This is a genomic window from Actinoplanes sp. NPDC051405 (assembly GCF_055586185.1).
Window position 1 is genome coordinate 410976 of sequence record NZ_JBVJIR010000002.1, and the last position, 17284, is coordinate 428259.

The window sequence follows — 17284 nt, forward strand, 5'->3', positions numbered from 1 at the left end:
GCTACTTCTCGTACTATGAACTCTGTCGATGAAGGCGTCAACCGTCCCGACGGGCGCAGCCGCCGCTGGGCCGATCACCGCGAGCGCCGCCGCGCCGAGCTCGTCGAGGCGGTGATCGAGGCGATCCGCGAGCTCGGGCCCGAGCCCGGCATCGACGCCGTGGCCGCGCACGCCGGGGTCAGCAAGCCCGTGCTCTACCGCTACTTCGAGGACAAGTCGGGGCTGTGGCTGGCGGTGGGCCGGCAGGCGGCGACCGCGGTGGTCGAGGCCATCGCGCCGGCCGTGGCCGCGGTCCGGGAGGAACGCGACGTGGTCGCCGCCGCGATCGACGCGTACCTGACGTTCATCGAGGCGGATCCGCACGTGTACCGGTTCGTGGTGCACCAGCGTGGCATCGCCCGCGACACCGACGTGGTCGCCGACGCGATGGACACCGTGGCCAGCGGGCTGGCCCGGATCCTGGGCGACCGGTTGCGGGCGCTGGGCCTGGACTCCGGGCCGGCGCTGCCGTGGGCGTACGGGATCGTGGGTTATGTCCAGACGGTCGCCGACTGGTGGCTGCGGCAGCAGCAGCCGATCAGCCGGACCGCCCTGGCGGAGTATCTGACGACGTTCCTCTGGGGCGGCATCGCGGGTATCCGCGCGGCCGCCGACACTCCGGGCGGCCTGGCGGTGACCGGCCGATGACCGCGGATCAGCCGAACGCGGGCCTGGCGGGCGCGGGCCAGCCGGGCCCGGATCTCGTGAGCGATGACGGCCGGGACGAGGACTACCGCGGCGAGGCGACGATCGAGACCGGCGAGCTCAGCGTCACCGTCGCGGTGCGGCTGTCGGCGCACTTCGAGCCGATCGAGGGCCGCTACCGCTGGGCCGGGCGGGCCGCTCCCGACGACACGCTGACGGCGCAGCTGCGGGCCGGACTGCGCGAGGCGACCGTACGCATCGGCGGCGCGCCGGCCCGGGCCCGGCTCGGCGAGCCCGACCCCTGGGGCGGGGTGCGCCTCACCGGGACGGGCCGGCCGCCGTGGCACGCAGCTGCCGCGGGCTGACCCCGAACCAGCGCCGCGCCGCCCGGCTCAGCGCGGACTGCTCGGCCAGCCCCACCATGGCCGTGACCTGGCTCAGCGGCAGATCCGTCTGGGTGATCAGCCGGGCCGCGGTGGCCCGCCGGACATCGTCCAGGATGGCCTCGAAGGTGGCCCCCTCGGCCGCCAGACGGCGCTGCAGGGTCCGCGGGTGGGTCCGCAGCAACCGGGCGATCGCGCCCACCTCGACCGGCGAGGTGCCCAGCGCCTGGGACAGCAGCAGGTGCACCCGGTCGGAGACGGACCGGCCCGGTGCCGGGAAGTGGCTGGTGATGTAGTCGACCGCGATGTCGCGCAGCACCTGGTTGCCGCCCGGCACCGCCATGGTGGCCAGCCCGCCGGGCACCCGCAGCACCGCGTCCGGGCGGTCGAAGCGCACGTCGGCGCCGAAGAACGCGGTGTAGCTGCCGACCGGCGCGAGCGGCGCGTGCGGCAGGTGCACCGAGCGCAGGCCGTACGGGCCGCCGTGCAGCAGCACGATGATCCGGTGGAACAGGCCCAGCCCTAGGTCGACGACCTGCGGTGGCAGCGGCTCGACCTCGGTGCCGCGGTAGAGCAGGCCCACCACGCCGGGCCGGCCGGCCGGGTCCGGGATCTGCGAGACGGTCAGCGCCGGGCTGTGCACGAACAGAAAGCGGTTCGCGGTCTGCAGTGCGGCGCCGAACGTCGGGGAATTCTCGATGGCCAGGGCGAGCGGGCCGAGCACGGTGGCGTTCTGCTGCCCGGCCAGCCGCAGCCCCAGGTCGGGGCAGTCCAGCTCGGCCGAGGCCGTCTCGAGGATGCGCCCGGCGGCCAAAGACGGGATCACCGCGTCGTCGGAGTCCAGCGCCGGCGCGGGCACCCGGAACCGGGCCAGCAGCGCCGCGCCGTCGCCACCCAGCCCGTCCACCAGCTCAGGCAGCCCGCGCAGGGACGCCGCCCGCACCATCGAGTCCATGCCGAACTCTAACCAAGGTGTCGCGCAGAGGTAAATGAGTGTCGCGTGAAGACAAGTCGGCGCCCGTCGCGGTGACCGAGACTGGCGCCATGGCCGAACACTTCGACGTGCTCATCATCGGCGCCGGGCTGTCCGGGATCGGGGCGGCGTGGCGGCTGCAGCAGGAGCGGCCGGGCACCAGCTACGCCATCCTCGAGGCCCGCGACGCCATCGGCGGGACCTGGGACCTGTTCCGCTACCCGGGCGTGCGCTCGGACTCCGACATGTTCACCCTCAGCTACCCGTTCCGCCCCTGGCAGGGCGACCGTTCGCTGGCCTCGGGCGAGAGCATCCGCGAGTACATCCAGGACACGGCGGACGAGGGCGGCATCACGCCGCACATCCGCTTCTCCGCCCGGGTGGTCGCCGCCGACTGGAGCGCCGATCACTGGACCGTCCGGCTGGCCGGGGGCGAGACCCTGACCTGCCGTTTCCTGTACGCGTGCGCCGGCTACTACGACTACGCCCGGGGCCACCAGCCGGACTTCGCCGGGCTCGACGACTTCACCGGCCGGTTCGTGCACCCGCAGTCGTGGCCGGACGACCTGGACCACGCCGGCAGACGGGTGGTGGTGATCGGCAGCGGTGCGACCGCGGTGACGCTCGTGCCCGCCATGGCCGAGACGGCCGCCCACGTCACCATGCTCCAGCGCTCGCCGTCGTACCTGACCGTGCTGCCCGGCCGGGACGTGGTCGCCGACCTGTTGCGCCGGCGGCTGCCCGCCCGCGTCGCCCACAAGGTGGCCCGGGCCAAGAACATCGTCCTCTCGCAGGGCTTCTACCAGCTCGCCCGGCGCCGCCCGGAACGCGTCAAGGCCATCCTGCGCCGCTTCGCCGTCCGGCACCTGGCCGACCCGGCCTACGTCGACGAGCACTTCACCCCCGCCTACCAGCCCTGGGACCAGCGGCTGTGCGTGATCCCGGACGGCGACCTGTTCGCGGCGATCAGGAAGGGCACCGCCTCGATGGTCACCGACCACATCGAGCGGTTCGTGCCGGAGGGCATCCGGCTGCGCTCGGGCCGCACGCTCGAGGCGGACATCGTGGTGTCGGCCACCGGGTTGTCCTTGCTGCCGATCGGCGGTGTCACCCTCACCGTCGACGGCCGCGAGGTGGAGCCGGGCAAGAGCGTCGCGTACCGCGGCGTGATGCTCAGCGGGGTGCCGAACTTCGCCTACTGCATCGGCTACACCAACGCCTCGTGGACCCTGCGCGCCGATCTGTCGCACCGCTACGTGTGCCGCCTGCTGGCCTTCCTGGACAAGAACGGGTACGTCACGGCCACGCCCAAGGAGGGGCCCGGCAACCGGCGGCCGCTGCTCGACCTGACGTCGGGCTACGTGCAACGGGCGCTGGACCGCTTCCCGCAGCAGGGCGACAAGGACCCGTGGACCGTCCGGCAGAACTACCTGCTCGACGTGCTCACCACCCCGCGGGCCGACGTACGCCGGGACATGACCTTCACCCGAACCACCGCCCCCGTGCTGGAGGAGATCCGATGACGCGGCTGAGCCCGTACCGTTTCCCGGGCCGGACGGCCGTGCTGACCGGAGCCGCCAGCGGCATCGGTGAGCAGCTGGCCCACGGCCTCGCTGCCCGCGGCAGCGACCTGGTCCTCGTCGACCGCGACGCGTTGCGGCTCGACGCGGTCGCCGAGCGGATCCGGGCCACGCACCCCGCCCGCGCCGTCGAGACGCTGGTCGCCGACCTCGGCGACCGGGCGGCCGTGCTGAGCACCGCGGCCGGCATCCGGGAGCGGCACCCGGCGATCGGCCTGCTGGTCAACAACGCCGGGATGGCGCTGGGCGGGCGCTTCGACCAGCTCGACGTCGCGCAGTTCGAGCAGGTGATGGCGGTCAACTTCACCGCGCCCATGCTGCTCATCCACCACCTGCTGCCGGCCCTGACCGCCGAGCCGGGCAGTCACCTGGTCAACGTCTCCAGCCTGTACGGGCTCATCGCACCGCCGGGACAGTCGGCCTACAGCGCCAGCAAGTTCGCGCTGCGCGGGCTCAGCGAGGTGCTGCGCGGCGAACTGCTGGAGTCGGGCGTGGGCGTGACGACGGTGCACCCGGGTGGCATCCGTACCCGGATCGCTGAGAGTGCGCTGATCGGCGCGGGAGTGCCGGCCGCCGAGGTCGGGCCGCAGCAGCGGGTCTTCGCCGCCCTGCTGACGTATCCGCCGGAGAAGGCGGCCCGGGAGATCCTCGACGCCGTCGAGCGGCGCCGCGCCCGGGTGCTGATCGCCGCGAGCGCGAAGATCCCCGACGTGCTGGCCCGGCTGCTGCCGGTGAGCCACATGCGGGTGATCGGGCGGCTGACCGCCGCGGCCGGTCGCCGCGCCCGTACGGCGGTGACCCGGTGAGCGGCCCGGGAGCGGTCCGGGAGCTGACCGTCCGCGGCGCGCGGATCCGGGTGCGCGAGAGCGGCGACCCCGGCCACCCGCCGGTGCTGCTCCTGCACGGCATCGGCCGCAGCCTGGAGGACTGGGATCCGCAGCACGAGCGGCTGGCCGGCGACCACCGGCTGATCAGCGTCGACCTGCCGGGCTTCGGGCTGTCCGAGCCGCTGCCGGGGCGGGTGACCCTGGCCGGGCTGGCCGAGGGAGTGGCGGCCACCGTCGACGCGCTCGGCGAGGACCGGCCACTGCACGTGATGGGCAATTCACTGGGCGGCGCGGTGGCGATGACGATGCTCACCGCGGCACCCGCGCGGATCGCCACGCTGACCCTGGTCAACAGCGCCGGCTTCGGCAAGGAAGTGGCGCTGGCATTACGCATTCTCGCCGTTCCGGGCCTCGGTAAACCGTTGTTGCGGCGCATCGATGCTCGCTCCGCGTACCGGATCGAACGCAGCCTGTTCCATGACCGCGCGCATGTGACCCAGGAGCGGGTGGAGCTCGCCCTGCGGGTCGCCGCCCGGCCGCACAATGCCCGGGTCTTCCTGGAGACGGCCCGGGAGCTGGGCACCCTGCGCGGCATCCGCGCACCCTGGCGGGAAACCCTGTTGGGCCAGGTCACGGCCCATGCTCGGCCGGCGCTGATCGTCTGGGGCGACCGCGACCTGATCCTGCCGGCGGCGCACCTGGCCGCCGCCCGGGCGGCCTTTCCGCACGCTCGGACCCATTTGTTCCCCGACACCGGGCACATGCCGCAGATCGAGCGGGCCGACGATTTCGCCGACCTGGCCCGGGTGTTCCTGGCCGCCCATTCCTCCAGCGTTTAGCGCAAAGTCAGCGGGCCGTTCCGGAGAGAAATTGTATTGGCGCTTGCAACTTAAGATACGTTTCCCACGTCTTGTTGCACAGTTGCTCTCCGGAAGGACCGCCCTTTGCGACCCCGCTCCGCCACGATGTTGCTGGTGCTCCTGCTGCTGCCGGCGATGGCCGCCGCGCTCGCGCTCGGCCCCGGCGCCCCGGCGCGGGCCGCCGCGGCACCACCGGCGATCGCCAACGGCGAGGACGCCGTGCCGGGCCGGTACGGCTTCGCGGTGAAGCTCACCATGACCGGCATCCCCGAAGCGGGTGGCGGGCGCCGCGACAGCTCCTGCACGGGCGCGCTGGTCGCACCCCGCTGGGTGATCACGGCCGGGCACTGCTTCAAGAACATCAAGGGCACCCACGTCTCGCGCCTGGTGGCCCGGCTGACCACCGCCACCGCCGGGCGCACCGACCTGTCCGGCACCGCGGGGCACAAGGTCAAGGTGATCGCGGTGCGCCAGTCCTCGACCACCGACGTGGCGCTGGCCCGGCTGGCCGAGCCCATCACCGACATCGCTCCGGTCAAGCTCAACCGCAAGGCGCCGAAGGTCGGCACGATCGTGCGGCTGGCCGGCTACGGCCGTACGGTCGACGACGACCCGTCGAGCCTGGCCACCCACCTGCAGACCGGCCAGTTCAAGGTCGCCTCGCTCAGCCGCGCGTACGTCGGCATGCGTGGCCACGCCCCCCGCGCCACCACGAGCCCCTGCTCGCAGGACTCGGGCGGCCCCTACTTCACCCAGCAGGACGGCGACGCGGTGCTGGTCTCGGTGGTCAGCCACGGACCGTCGTGCCCGCACGCGAAGGTCGACCTGAGCGGGCGCATCGACACCATCGCCGGCTGGATCACCGGCATCATCGGCCGCCCGGCACCGGACACGAAGACGCCCAAGGCGTCGTCCAAGACGTCGTCGAAGGCGCCGGTGAAGAAGCCACCGGCCGCGAAGCCGAGCACCCCGCCGGCCGACGACAGCTCGCTGGCGGCCGCGGTCCGGGGCCCGGCCGCCGATCCCGTGGTCCGGACGGCGCTGGCCACCTTCGTGGTCGTCGGCTTCGGCGCGGTGCCGGCCCTGGTCCTGGGCAACCGCCGGCGCCGGCGGGACCACCAGCGCAGCGGCGTGCGCCGGCACCGCCGCTGACCCGCCTCCGCTCGCCCACCGCCGGGCGGGATGAAAGAATGTGCTGATGGACGCGGTCTCGTCCCGCTCCGCCGGGATCCCCTCGGAGCTTGCTGCCCTGATGGGCGACGACACCGACGAGCTCTACGACAACGCCCCCTGCGGCAATCTCGCCACCCTGCCCGACGGCACGATCGTACGGGTCAACGCCACGCTGCTGGGCTGGCTCGGGCACACCCGCGAGGAGCTGGTCGGCCTGCGGCGCTTCGTCGACCTGCTCACCGTCGGCGGCCAGGTCTTCCACGAGACCCACCTGGCGCCGCTGCTGCGGATGCGCGGCGAGATCAACGGCATCGCCCTGGAGCTGCGGGCGGCCGACGGCACCCGGCTGCCGGTGCTGGTCACCGCCACGGTCAAGACCGGCGCCGACGGCACGCCGCTGATGGTGCGCATCACGATCTTCGACGCCCGCGAGCGCCGTGCGTACGAGCAGGAGCTGCTGCGGGCCCGCCGCGACGCCGAGGGTGACCGGGAACGGCTCCGCGGGCTCGTGTCCGGCCTGCAGCGCAGCCTGCTGCCGGTCAGCCTGCCCGCACCGGCGGGCATGCGCACGGCCGGGCACTACCGGATGGCCTCGCCCGACGAGGTCGGCGGCGACTTCTACGACCTGTTCCCGCTCAGCGAGGGCCGCTGGGGGTTCTTCCTGGGTGACGTCTGCGGCAAGGGCGTCGAGGCGGCGGCCGTGACCGCCGCGGCCCGCTACACGCTGCGCGCCGCCGCCGTCTACGACCCCACACCCGAAGCGGTCCTGCGCAACCTCAACTCGGTGCTCTACCAGGAGTACCGCAGCCAGGCCCACCGGCACTGCACGGTCGTCTTCGGCCTGCTGACCCCGGACGGGACCGGCTGGACGGCCACCATCGCCGGCGGCGGGCATCCGCCCCCGCTGCTGCTGCGCCCCGACGGCACCGCCCGCCACCAGCACACCACCGGCGGCACCCTGATCGGCATCATCGCGGCGCCCCGGCTGGTCAGCCGGACGCTGCGGCTGGAGCCGGGCGACACGCTGGTGCTCTACAGCGACGGCCTCACCGACGCGAAGACCGGCGGTCAGAGCTACGGCAGCGAGGCCCTCGAAGCGTTCGCCGGCACGCTGACGCCCACCGACGCGCCCGGGGCCGTGGCGGCGTTCGCGGGACTGCTCGACACCTTCGACGAGCTCGACGACGACGTCGCCCTGATGGCCATGAGCGTCGACCGGCCCGGCAGCACCGCACCGCGGGGGATTGCCCCGGCATGAGGACGGCGGTCCCCCTACAGTGATCCAGATGTCCCCCTGGCCGACGAACCCCGCCCATCACCGCTGGCTCGACCAGCACACCCGGGAGCTGCTGGCGTTCGGGCGCCGGACCGCCGACCCGGCCGGCGGCGCCCGCTGGCTCGACGCCCGCGGCCTCCCGGACCCGGGGCAGCAGGTGTCCACCCTGCTCAGCTCCCGGATGACGCACGTGTACGCCGTCGGCACCCTCCTCGGCGTGCCCGGCGCGGCCCCGATCGCCGAGCAGGCCCTGCGCGGGCTCACCGAGCGGCTCTGCGACGAGCAGCACGGCGGCTGGTTCCCCGCGCTCGGCGACCGGACGGTCAAGGCCTGCTACGACCACGCCTTCGTGCTGCTCGCCGGAGCCTCCGCGACCAGCGCCGGGCTGACCGGCGGGCCGGCCCTGCTCGCCGCGGCCGAGGGGGTGTTCGTCCAGCGCTTCTGGGACGACGCCGCCGGGCGCTGCGTGGACACCTGGAACGCCGACTTCACGGTCCTCGACGGTTACCGGGGCATCAACGGCAACATGCACGCGGTCGAGGCGATGCTGACGGTCGCCGGCGTGACCGGCGACGACGCGTGGCTGGACCGGGCGTTGCGGGTCTGCCGGTTCGTGGCCGACACCGCGCGGGCGCACGACTGGCGCATCCCGGAGCACTACGACGAGCACTGGCGGCCGCTGCCGGACTTCCACCGCGAGCAGCCGGACCACCCGTTCAAGCCGTACGGGGCCACGGTCGGTCACGGCCTGGAGTGGTCGCGGCTGTTCCTGCACGCCGAGGCCGCCCGCCCGGCGACAAACCGTGAGTCGTGGCTGGCCGAGGCCTCCCGGTCCCTGTTCGACCGGGCGGTGAGCGACGGCTGGTCGGTCGACGGGCGGCCGGGCTTCGTCTACACCACCGACTGGAACGGCACGCCGGTGGTCCGCGACCGGATGCACTGGGTGACCACCGAGGCGATCAGCGCCGCGGCGGCTCTGCACCGGCGCTTCGGCGACGAGCAGTACGCGACCTGGTACCGCACCTGGTGGGACTACGCGGCGGCGTACCAGCTCGACCACGAGAACGGCTCGTGGTTCCACCAGCTCGACGCGGACAACGTGCCGACCGAGACGGTGTGGCCGGGCAAGCCGGATCTGTACCACAGCCTCCAGGCGACGCTGACCGCCCGGCTGCCGCTGACGCCGATGCTGGCGCCGGCCGTGGCGGGGACGCTGACCGGCCCGGCGTAACGAGGCTCACCGGCGGACGCGGCGCAGCGCAACGGCCAGCCCGAGGTCGAGGACGATGACCGCGGCCAGGGCCGGCGCGATGGCGGCCGGCCCGAGCCCGTCGTGGGTCAGGCCGATCAGCGGTGAGATCACGATCGGTCCGAAGCTGGCCCCGGCGATCACCAGTGCCGTGGACGGGCCGGCCGCGGGGTTGACCTGGACGAACCAGGACAGGGCGGTGGGGAACACCGGGGCCAGGAAGAGGCCGGTCAGGATGAAGCTGTAGCCGGCGGCCGGTGGCCACCAGGCCAGGGTCATGCTCGCGGTGGCCAGGAGCAGGGTCAAGGGCACCAGCCGGGCCGGCGGCAGCCGCAGGCTGAGCGGGGCGGCGAGCAGCCGGCCGACGGTGAAGGCGACCCAGAACGTCGCGGTGGCCCCGGCGGCGGTGTCGGCGCTGGAGCCGACGACCTCGATGAGGTACGTGGCGGCCCAGCTGGCCACACCGGTCTCCGCGCCGACGTAGAGCAGGAAGAGCACCAGGAACGCGGCCACGACCAGGGGCCGGCCGCCGGCTGTCGACCGGTCCCGGGCCGGGACGGTGGGCAGCACGGCCGGGGCACCGGCCAGCAGCGGCATCGTCGCCAGGGCGATGACCAGGTACGTCAGCCCGATGGCGAGCCGGTTCCCGTCGGTCGCCGCCACCAGCAGCGGACCGGCGACGGCACCGACCCCGAAGGCGGCGCTGAGCAGGTTGAGGACCACCGCGCCGCGCTCGCCGTACGCGGACGCGAAGTAGACGTTGAGGTCGAGGTCGAGCCCGCCGAAGCCGAGCCCGAGCAGGAACGCCCCGCCCAGCAGAACCGGCCAGGCGGGAGCGGCCATCAGCACGAGAGCGCCGGCCGCGACCACGGTCAGCTCGACGAGAAACCGGACGCGGAAGGTGCTGCGCCGATCCGCCACGCCCGCCGTCAGCACGCCGAGGACCGATCCGGCGAAGTGGGCGCTGACCAGCAGGCTGGCCGCGGTCGCCGAGCCGCCGAAGGTCGCGCGCAGGACGGGGATGAGCGGGCCGTACACCGCGACGAGCAGCCCGATCAGGAAGAACGCCGCACCGCCGCCGATGGCGACCCGGAGCGACGGCGGACGCGGACGGGCCGGCGCCTGGGACGGTGCGAAAGTCTCGGCCACGGGCCTAGCATGCAGAGACGATCTTCCTCGACGCCGGCTCGACCGTGCCGGAGCTGGCCCGCCAGCTCACCACCCGCCCGCTGACCGTGATCACCAATTCCCTGGACATCGCGGCCGTGTTCGCCGACGACCATCAGGTCCAGCTCGCCCTCACCGGTGGCGACTGGCAGCCGGAGGGCCGCCTGCTGACCGGCTCCGCCACGCTGGCGGCCCTCGCGGCCCGCCGCGGCGACTGGGCGTTCCTGGGCGCCTGCTCGATCGACCCGCAGGTCGGGGTGACCGCGGAGCCCGACACCGACGCACAGGTCAAGCGGGCCATGGCCGGCGCGGCCCGGCACACGGTGGTCCTGGCCGACCGGACGAAGTTCGGCTCGATCAGTCCGTACCTGGTCGCGCCGGTCACCGACCTGTACGCCGTGGTCACCGACGACGCCGCGGCCGCCGACGCGTTACGCGCAGCCGGACTGCCCCGCGCCCTGCACGCTCTCCCGGAATGAGGGCGGCCCGGCCGTCCACAACGGACGACCGGGCCGGACCACACGGCCCGATCAGACGCCGGCGAGCTTGCGGCTCGACGAGCGCAGGTAGACCGCCCAGGTGACCAGCACACAGAGCGCGTAGAAGGCGATGAACGCGATGTAGGCCGCGTCCGCTGTCTTGTAGGTCAGGAACGACTGCCGGAACGCCAGGTTCACCAGCACCCCGCCGAAGGCGCCGATCGCCCCGGCGATGCCGATGACCGCACCGGACAGCCGGCGGGCCTCATGCTCGTCGCCCGGGTTCTTCAGCGCGAAGATGCGCGGGATCATCTTGTACGTCGAGCCGTTGCCGATGCCGCTGAAGATGAACAGGGCGATGAAGCCGACCAGGTACAGCGGCAGCGACCGCAGTTGCGAGGCCAGCAGCACAATGCTCGCGCCGGCCGCCATCGCGATGAAGTTGGCGAAGGTGACCCGGGCGCCGCCGAGCCGGTCGGCCAGCGCCCCGCCGACCGGGCGGATCAGCGAGCCCAGCAGCGGGCCCAGGAAGGTCAGGTAGGCGGCCTTGACCGGGGTGTTGAAGTCCTGCGCGAACTGCACCTGCAGCACCTGGCCGAAGGCGAAGCCGAAGCCGATGAACGAGCCGAAGGTGCCGATGTAGAGCAGTGCCATGATCCAGGTGTGACCCTCGCGGGCGGCGTCGCGCATGCCGCGCTTCTCGTTGCGCGCCTGGGTCAGGTTGTCCATCTTGAGCGCCGAGCCGAGCACGGCCACCACGATCAGCGGGATGTAGATACCGGCGACGATGCCCGGGTGCCCGGCGCCGAAGACGGCCAGCACGAACAGGCCGACCAGCTGCACGGCCGCGACGCCCAGGTTGCCGCCACCGGCGTTGATGCCCAGCGCCCAGCCCTTGAGCCGGTCCGGGTAGAACGCGTTGATGTTGGCCATCGACGACGCGAAGTTGCCGCCGCCGACGCCGGCGATCGCGGCCAGCACGATCAGCGTCGTGTAGGAGACGCCGGGCTCGATCAGGAAAGCGGCCAGCACCGCCGGAATGAGCAGCAGGGACGCACTGATGATGGTCCAGTTGCGGCCGCCGAACCGGGCCACCGCGAAGGTGTAAGGGATCCGCAGCGCGCCGCCGACCAGCGCGGGCACGGCGGTGAGCAGGAACTTGCCGGCCGGGTCGATGCCGTACGCGGGGCCGAGGAACAGCACCAGCACCGACCAGAGCGTCCACACCGAGAACCCGATGTGCTCGGAGAAGATCGAGAAGATCAGGTTGCGCCGGGCGATCGGGGCGCCGGTGGTGTCCCAGAAGGTCCGGTCCTCGGGACGCCAGTCGTCGATCCAGTGCCCGCGGACGGTTCTCGCCGCGGGACGTTCCAGGGTTGCGGTCATGACGGGACCTCCGAGGCGGTGAGCGACGAGATGACGAGGTGACCGTCGGCGTCGACGGTGACGGGGTAGACGGTGAGATCACTGATCCCGGACAGCGAGCAGCCGGTGGTGATGTCGAAGGCCATGAGGTGCAGCGGGCAGACCAGCACTTTGTTGTCGATCTGGCCGTCGGCCAGCGGCCCGCCGCGGTGCGGGCAGACGGCGGACAGCGCGCGCACCGAGCCGTCGCGCAGGCGGAAGACCGCGACCATCTCGCCGTCGACCTCGTAGGTGCGTCCCTCGCCCAGCGGGATGTCGGTGACGGGCCCCAGGATCCTCATCGGACCGGCACCTGCGGCAGCACGACCAGCGGCAGCGACGTGCGGAACTGCCCGGGGGTGGCCGGTTCGGCGCGTTCCTTCCACGGATCGCGGTAGGCGGCGACCGAGGCGGCCATCGCGGCGTCCAGGTCGGCGGCGATGCCCTCGGCGTCGTCGACCACCACCGCGCGGATGTGCTCGATGCCGAGCCGGGGCACCCACGCGTACGTGCGCTCCAGCCAGTTGGCGCTCTCCCGGTAGTACTGCAGGAAGCGCCCGGTCAGCGTGATGACCTCCTCGGGCGACTCGACCGTGGCCAGCAGGTCCCCCTTGCGGACGTGGGCGCCGGCCGCACCGCCGACGTAGATCTCCCAGCGGCCGCCGTCGATGGCCACCACGCCGAGGTCCTTCACGTACGCCTCGGCGCAGTTGCGCGGGCACCCGGTGACCGCGAGTTTCATCTTGCCGGGCCCCTCGATGCCCTGGTAGCGCTCCTCGAGGGCGATGCCCAGGGCGGTGGAGTCACCGACGCCGAAGCGGCAGAAGTCCGAGCCCACACAGGTCTTCACCGTGCGGAAGCTCTTGCCGTAGGCGTAACCCGAGGGCATGTCCAGGTCGGCCCAGATCTTGGGCAGCGTCTCCTTGGGAATCCCCAGCAGGTCGATGCGCTGCCCGCCGGTCAGCTTGACCATGGGTACGGCGTGCTTCTCGGCCACCTCGGCGATCCGCCGCAGCTGGGCCGGGGTGGTGACGCCGCCCTTCATCTGCGGCACCACCGAGAACGTGCCGTCGCGCTGGATGTTGGCGTGCACCCGGTCGTTGATGAACCGGGCGTCGCGCTCGTCGATGTAGCGGTCGCCCCACATCATCTTGAGCAGCGAGGCCAGGCCCATCTTGCTCTTGGCGTCCTCCTCGCCGCCGGGCACGAGCTTGGCGAAGACCGACGACACCGAGCGCAGCTCGTGTGTGCGGATCGCGGCCATCAGCTCGGCCTTGGGCATGGGGACGCCGGGCACGTACCAGCTGGCCTTGGGGTCCTCCTCGACGGCGCCGCCGGCGGCCCACTCGACGATCTGCGCGACCAGGCTCTTGCAGGTGCCGCAGCCCTTGCCGGCCCGGGTCTTGTCCATCACGCCGCTGACCGTCTTGCAGCCGCTATGGACGGTCTCGGCGATCGTGCCCTTGGTGACGCCGTTGCAGTTGCAGACCTGGGCGTCGTCGGCCAGCTCGGCCGCGCTCACCTCGGCGGGCGGGCCACCCAGGTCGAACATCAGCTCGACCCGGTCCTCGGGCAGGGCCAGCCCGCGGTCGAAGGCCTGCATCAGGAACGCGACCTTCTTGACGTCACCGACCAGTGTCGCGCCGACCAGCCGGCCGTCGCGGATGATCACGCTCTTGTAGATGCCCTTGCGGGGCTCGCTGAAGACCAGCGTCTCGTCGTCCTCGCGGTCGGACTCCTTCAGGCCCATCGAGGCGACGTCGACCCCGGCCACCTTGAGCTTGGTGGCGATCCGGGAGCCGTGGTACGCGGCCTGCGGGTCCCGCCCGGTGAGGTGGTCGGCGAGCACCTTGGCCTGGTCCCAGAGCGGGGCGACCAGCCCGTACGTCTCGCCGCGGTGCTGGGCGCACTCCCCCACCACGTAGATGTCCGGCTCGTCCTGGGCGCGCATCTGGTCGTCGACCACGATGCCGCGCTCGACCACCAGCCCGCTGGCCGCGGCCACCTCGGTGTTGGCCCGGATGCCGGCGGCGACCACGACCACGTCGCACTCGATGACCCGGCCGTCGGCGAGCTTGACGCCGGTGACCTGGTGCTTGCCGAGAATCTCGGTGGTCATCGCGTCGCAGACCACCTCGATGCCCAGCTTCTCCACGCTGCGCTGCAGGATCGCGCCGGCCTGGGCGTCGAGCTGGGTGTTCATCAGGTGCCCGGCGGCGTGCAGCAGGGTCACGTGGGAGAGGTGGTTCTGCAGGCCGCGGGCCGCCTCGAGACCGAGCAGGCCGCCGCCGATGACCACGGCCCGTTCGTGCTCGCGGGCGTACCGGATCATGCTGCGGGTGTCATCCAGCGTGCGGAACGCGAAGACGCCCTGGTGGTAGCCGCGGCCGGGGCGGTGGATGCCGGGGATCGGCGGGACGAAAGCCCGGCTGCCGGTGGCGATGATGAGCTTGTCGTACGGGGTGGCGGTGCCGTCCTCGGCGTACACCTGCTTGGCGAACCGGTCGATGCGGCTGATCCGGCGGCCGGTGTGCAGAGTGATGCCGTTGTCGGCGTACCAGCTCAGGTCGTTGAGGAAGATGCCGGACTCGTCCTCGACCCCGGCCAGGACGTTGGACAGCATGATCCGGTTGTAGTTGCCGTACGGCTCGTCGCCGAACATGGTGATGTCGAAGTCGCCGCCGCGGCTGAGGATCTCCTCCACCGTGCGGGCGCCGGCCATGCCGTTGCCGATGACGACCAACCTCGGCGCCATCAGACCTCCACCAGCCCGAGATCGAGGACCACGGTCCCGGTCACTCCGGCCGGTGCGGCCAGCCACAGCTCGACGGCGGTTCCGGAATCCAGGTCCTCGACGACGCGCAGCGGGACGTGCACGTCGGACTTGGCACCGATCGGGAAGTAGCGCATCTGCTTGCCGTCGCGCATCAGCACGACGCAGATCAGTTCGTCGGCCGAGTTGCCGCCACGGAAGTAGACGGCCTGGGCGACGACGCCGGCGGGCACGACGTAGCCCGGCACGCCGATCGGGGCCGGCTGGTCCAGGCCCTTGCCCTCGAAGGGAAGGACGCCCTGCAGGAAGCGGGGTGTGGAGTTCACCTAGGTGTTCCTTTCGTGATGGCGACCGCGCACGCCTTGAAAGCGGGCATCTTGGAGTGCCGGTCGAGGGCCGGGTCGGTGAGCAGGTTGACGGCCTGGTCGCCGCCCCAGTGGAACGGCGCGAAGACGGTGTCCGGCCGGATGCCGGGGTTGAGCCGGGCCCGGAACACGGCCCGGCCACGGCGGCTGGACAGCTGGACCATGTCGCTGTCGGCGATGCCGAGCCGGCGGGCCAGGTCGGGGTGCAGCTCGACGCGGGGCTCGGGCAGCGAGACGGTCAGGGCGGAGACCCGGCGGGTCTGGTTGCCGCTCTGGTACTGCTGCATGTTGCGGCCGGTGGTGAGCACGTACGGGTAGTCCCGGTCGGGCATCTCGTGCGGGTCGCGGTGCTCGACGCGGACGAACTTCGCGCGCCCGTCCGCCGTCGGGAACTCCTCGGCGAACAGTCGCGGCGTACCCGGGTGGTCCTCGGCCGGGCACGGCCAGAACACGCCCTGCTCGGCCTCGATCCGCTCGTAGGTGATGCCGGCGTAGTCGGCGATCCCGCCGGCGCTGGCCCGGCGCAGCTCGTCGAAGACGGTCCGCGGATCGTCGCTGAAGAACTGCCCGCGGCCCAGCCGGTCCGCCAGCCCGCTGAGGAACTGCAGGTCGGTACGAACGTCCGGCGGCGGCGGGAGGGCCATCCGACGGCGGATCACCCGGCCCTCGAGGTTGGTCATCGTGCCCTCCTCCTCGGCGAACTGGGCCGTGGGCAGCACCACGTCGGCCAGCGCCGCGGTCTCGGAGAGGAAGATGTCGGAGACGACGAGCAGATCCAGCGCGCGCAGCCGCTCGATGACGTGCCCGGCGTGCGGGGCGGAGACGGCCATGTTGCTGGCCAGCACGAGCAGCGCGCGGACCCCGCCGTCGGTGCCGAGGCGGTCGAGCATCTCGTACGCGGACCTGCCCGGCTGCGGAAGCTCGTCCGGGTCGATGCCCCAGACGCCGGCGACGTGCGCCCGGGCGGCCGGGTCGTCCAGCCGCCGGTAGCCGGGCAGCTGGTCGGCCTTCTGCCCGTGCTCGCGACCGCCCTGCCCGTTGCCCTGCCCGGTGATGGTGCCGTAACCGGAGTAGGGCCGCCCGACCAGGCCCAGCGCGAGGGCGAGGTTCAGATACGCCTGCGCGGTGTCGGTGCCGTTGCTGTGCTGCTCGGCCCCGCGAGCCGTGAGGATCATCGACGGTTTCTCGGTGGCGAGCAGCCGGACGGTCTCGCGCAGGTCGGCCTCGCTGATCCCGGTCATCCGCTCGACCCGTTCCGGCCAGTAGGCGGCGACCGCGGCGCGCACGCCGTCGAAGCCGGTGGTGCGGTCCCGGATGTAGTCCTCGTCGACCAGGCCCTCCCGGACCGCGATGTGCAACAGGCCGTTGGCCAGCGCCAGGTCCGTGCCGGGCAGCGGCTGCAGATGCCGGTACGCGCCCGCGGCGGTCGGCGTACGCCGCGGGTCGACGACGATGTGCCGCGCCCCCTCGGCCCGCCCGGCGTCGAGGTACTGCATCGAGGGCGGCATCGCGTCGGCCGGATTGGCCCCGACCAGCAGCACCGTGCGTGCCTGGGCCACGTCTTCCAGCGGGAACGGCAGTCCCCGGTCGATCCCGAGCGCACGGTTGGCGGCAGTGGCGGCGGACGACATGCAGAAACGCCCGTTGTAGTCGATCGAGGCGGACCGCAACGCCACCCGCACGAACTTGCCGAGCGTGTACGCCTTCTCGTTGGTCAGACCACCGCCACCGAAGGCGCCGACGCTGTCGAGGCCGTACTCCCGCTGACAGCGCTCGATACCGGCGACGATGCGCTCGTACGCCTCATCCCAGCTCGCCTCCCGCAGCGGGCTGCCCCGGTCCGCCGGATCCTTGCGCACCAGCGGCGTGAGCAGCCGATCCTTGTGGTCGAGCAGCTCGGCCGCGGTCCAGCCCTTGGCGCACAGGCCACCCCGGTTGACCGGGAACTCGGTAGGCTCCAGCCGCACCCGGGGAATCTCGGGCGTCAGCGCGATGCCGCACTGCAGTGCGCAGTACGGGCAATGCGTCTCGGTCACCGTCACACCGAAGATGCTCGCCGGTAACCGTTTCCTCACCGGACCGCCACGATTG

Annotated in this window: 16 protein-coding genes; 9 read left to right on the forward strand and 7 right to left on the reverse strand. The window is 72.6% G+C overall.

All coding sequences use genetic code 11. The features are described 5' to 3' along the window. The first annotated feature begins 15 nt into the window (after positions 1 to 15). Positions 16 to 687 (forward strand): TetR family transcriptional regulator, encoded by a 672-nt coding sequence (locus ACZ6S4_RS06360; protein WP_465473882.1) that lies wholly within the window; start codon positions 16 to 18, stop codon positions 685 to 687. Next, positions 684 to 1049, forward strand: coding sequence for a DUF4873 domain-containing protein (locus ACZ6S4_RS06365; RefSeq protein WP_465473883.1), 366 nt, complete (start codon positions 684 to 686; stop codon positions 1047 to 1049). The genes ACZ6S4_RS06360 and ACZ6S4_RS06365 overlap by 4 nt, the downstream gene beginning before the upstream one ends. Here the strand turns inward: ACZ6S4_RS06365 and ACZ6S4_RS06370 are convergent. Further along, positions 1003 to 2022, reverse strand: a complete 1020-nt coding sequence (locus ACZ6S4_RS06370; RefSeq protein ID WP_465473884.1) for an AraC family transcriptional regulator — start codon at positions 2020 to 2022, stop codon at positions 1003 to 1005. The genes ACZ6S4_RS06365 and ACZ6S4_RS06370 overlap by 47 nt on opposite strands. An 89-nt stretch (positions 2023 to 2111) precedes the next feature. On the opposite strand from ACZ6S4_RS06370, the gene ACZ6S4_RS06375 reads away from it, so the two are divergent. The 6 genes from ACZ6S4_RS06375 to ACZ6S4_RS06400 all read left to right on the forward strand — a co-directional run bounded on the left by ACZ6S4_RS06375 (position 2112) and on the right by ACZ6S4_RS06400 (position 8987). Then, positions 2112 to 3563 (forward strand): flavin-containing monooxygenase, encoded by a 1452-nt coding sequence (locus ACZ6S4_RS06375; RefSeq protein WP_465473885.1) that lies wholly within the window; start codon positions 2112 to 2114, stop codon positions 3561 to 3563. Continuing rightward, positions 3560 to 4426, forward strand: coding sequence for an SDR family NAD(P)-dependent oxidoreductase (locus ACZ6S4_RS06380; protein ID WP_465473886.1), 867 nt, complete (start codon positions 3560 to 3562; stop codon positions 4424 to 4426). The genes ACZ6S4_RS06375 and ACZ6S4_RS06380 overlap by 4 nt, the downstream gene beginning before the upstream one ends. Beyond that, positions 4423 to 5286 carry an alpha/beta fold hydrolase gene (locus tag ACZ6S4_RS06385; RefSeq protein ID WP_465473887.1) on the forward strand — a complete coding sequence of 288 codons (864 nt, stop codon included), beginning with the start codon at positions 4423 to 4425 and terminating at the stop codon, positions 5284 to 5286. Before ACZ6S4_RS06380 ends, ACZ6S4_RS06385 begins: the two co-directional genes overlap by 4 nt. Before the next feature lie 105 nt (positions 5287 to 5391). Continuing rightward, positions 5392 to 6459, forward strand: coding sequence for a S1 family peptidase (locus ACZ6S4_RS06390; protein WP_465473888.1), 1068 nt, complete (start codon positions 5392 to 5394; stop codon positions 6457 to 6459). A 46-nt stretch (positions 6460 to 6505) separates the two neighbouring features. Continuing rightward, positions 6506 to 7738, forward strand: coding sequence for a PP2C family protein-serine/threonine phosphatase (locus ACZ6S4_RS06395; RefSeq protein ID WP_465473889.1), 1233 nt, complete (start codon positions 6506 to 6508; stop codon positions 7736 to 7738). A gap of 28 nt (positions 7739 to 7766) precedes the next feature. Next, the gene (locus ACZ6S4_RS06400) at positions 7767 to 8987 is read left to right on the forward strand and encodes an AGE family epimerase/isomerase (protein ID WP_465473890.1); all 1221 of its coding nucleotides are present in this window, start codon (positions 7767 to 7769) and stop codon (positions 8985 to 8987) included. Between the two features lie 6 nt (positions 8988 to 8993). On the opposite strand, the gene ACZ6S4_RS06405 is transcribed toward ACZ6S4_RS06400, so the two are convergent. Then, positions 8994 to 10154, reverse strand: a complete 1161-nt coding sequence (locus tag ACZ6S4_RS06405; RefSeq protein ID WP_465473891.1) for an MFS transporter — start codon at positions 10152 to 10154, stop codon at positions 8994 to 8996. 20 nt (positions 10155 to 10174) lie between these two features. Between ACZ6S4_RS06405 and ACZ6S4_RS06410 the strand changes: the two genes are divergently transcribed. Further along, entirely contained in the window at positions 10175 to 10651 is a 477-nt protein-coding gene (locus ACZ6S4_RS06410) for a sugar phosphate isomerase family (protein WP_465474144.1), read from the forward strand. 51 nt (positions 10652 to 10702) lie between these two features. Here the strand turns inward: ACZ6S4_RS06410 and ACZ6S4_RS06415 are convergent, their stop codons facing one another. The 5 genes from ACZ6S4_RS06415 to ACZ6S4_RS06435 are packed head-to-tail and all read right to left on the reverse strand — an operon-like array spanning position 10703 to position 17235. Continuing rightward, entirely contained in the window at positions 10703 to 12037 is a 1335-nt protein-coding gene (locus ACZ6S4_RS06415) for a nitrate/nitrite transporter (RefSeq protein WP_465473892.1), read from the reverse strand. Continuing rightward, positions 12034 to 12357 (reverse strand): Rieske (2Fe-2S) protein, encoded by a 324-nt coding sequence (locus ACZ6S4_RS06420; RefSeq protein ID WP_212989015.1) that lies wholly within the window; start codon positions 12355 to 12357, stop codon positions 12034 to 12036. Before ACZ6S4_RS06420 ends, ACZ6S4_RS06415 begins: the two co-directional genes overlap by 4 nt. Further along, positions 12354 to 14810, reverse strand: a complete 2457-nt coding sequence (nirB, locus tag ACZ6S4_RS06425; protein ID WP_465473893.1) for a nitrite reductase large subunit NirB — start codon at positions 14808 to 14810, stop codon at positions 12354 to 12356. Before nirB ends, ACZ6S4_RS06420 begins: the two co-directional genes overlap by 4 nt. Then, positions 14810 to 15154: a molybdopterin oxidoreductase gene (locus ACZ6S4_RS06430; RefSeq protein ID WP_212989017.1), complete on the reverse strand. Its 345-nt coding sequence runs from the start codon at positions 15152 to 15154 to the stop codon at positions 14810 to 14812. Before ACZ6S4_RS06430 ends, nirB begins: the two co-directional genes overlap by 1 nt. Then, positions 15151 to 17235: a molybdopterin oxidoreductase family protein gene (locus tag ACZ6S4_RS06435; protein WP_465473894.1), complete on the reverse strand. Its 2085-nt coding sequence runs from the start codon at positions 17233 to 17235 to the stop codon at positions 15151 to 15153. The genes ACZ6S4_RS06430 and ACZ6S4_RS06435 overlap by 4 nt, the downstream gene beginning before the upstream one ends. Positions 17236 to 17284 lie beyond the last annotated feature (49 nt).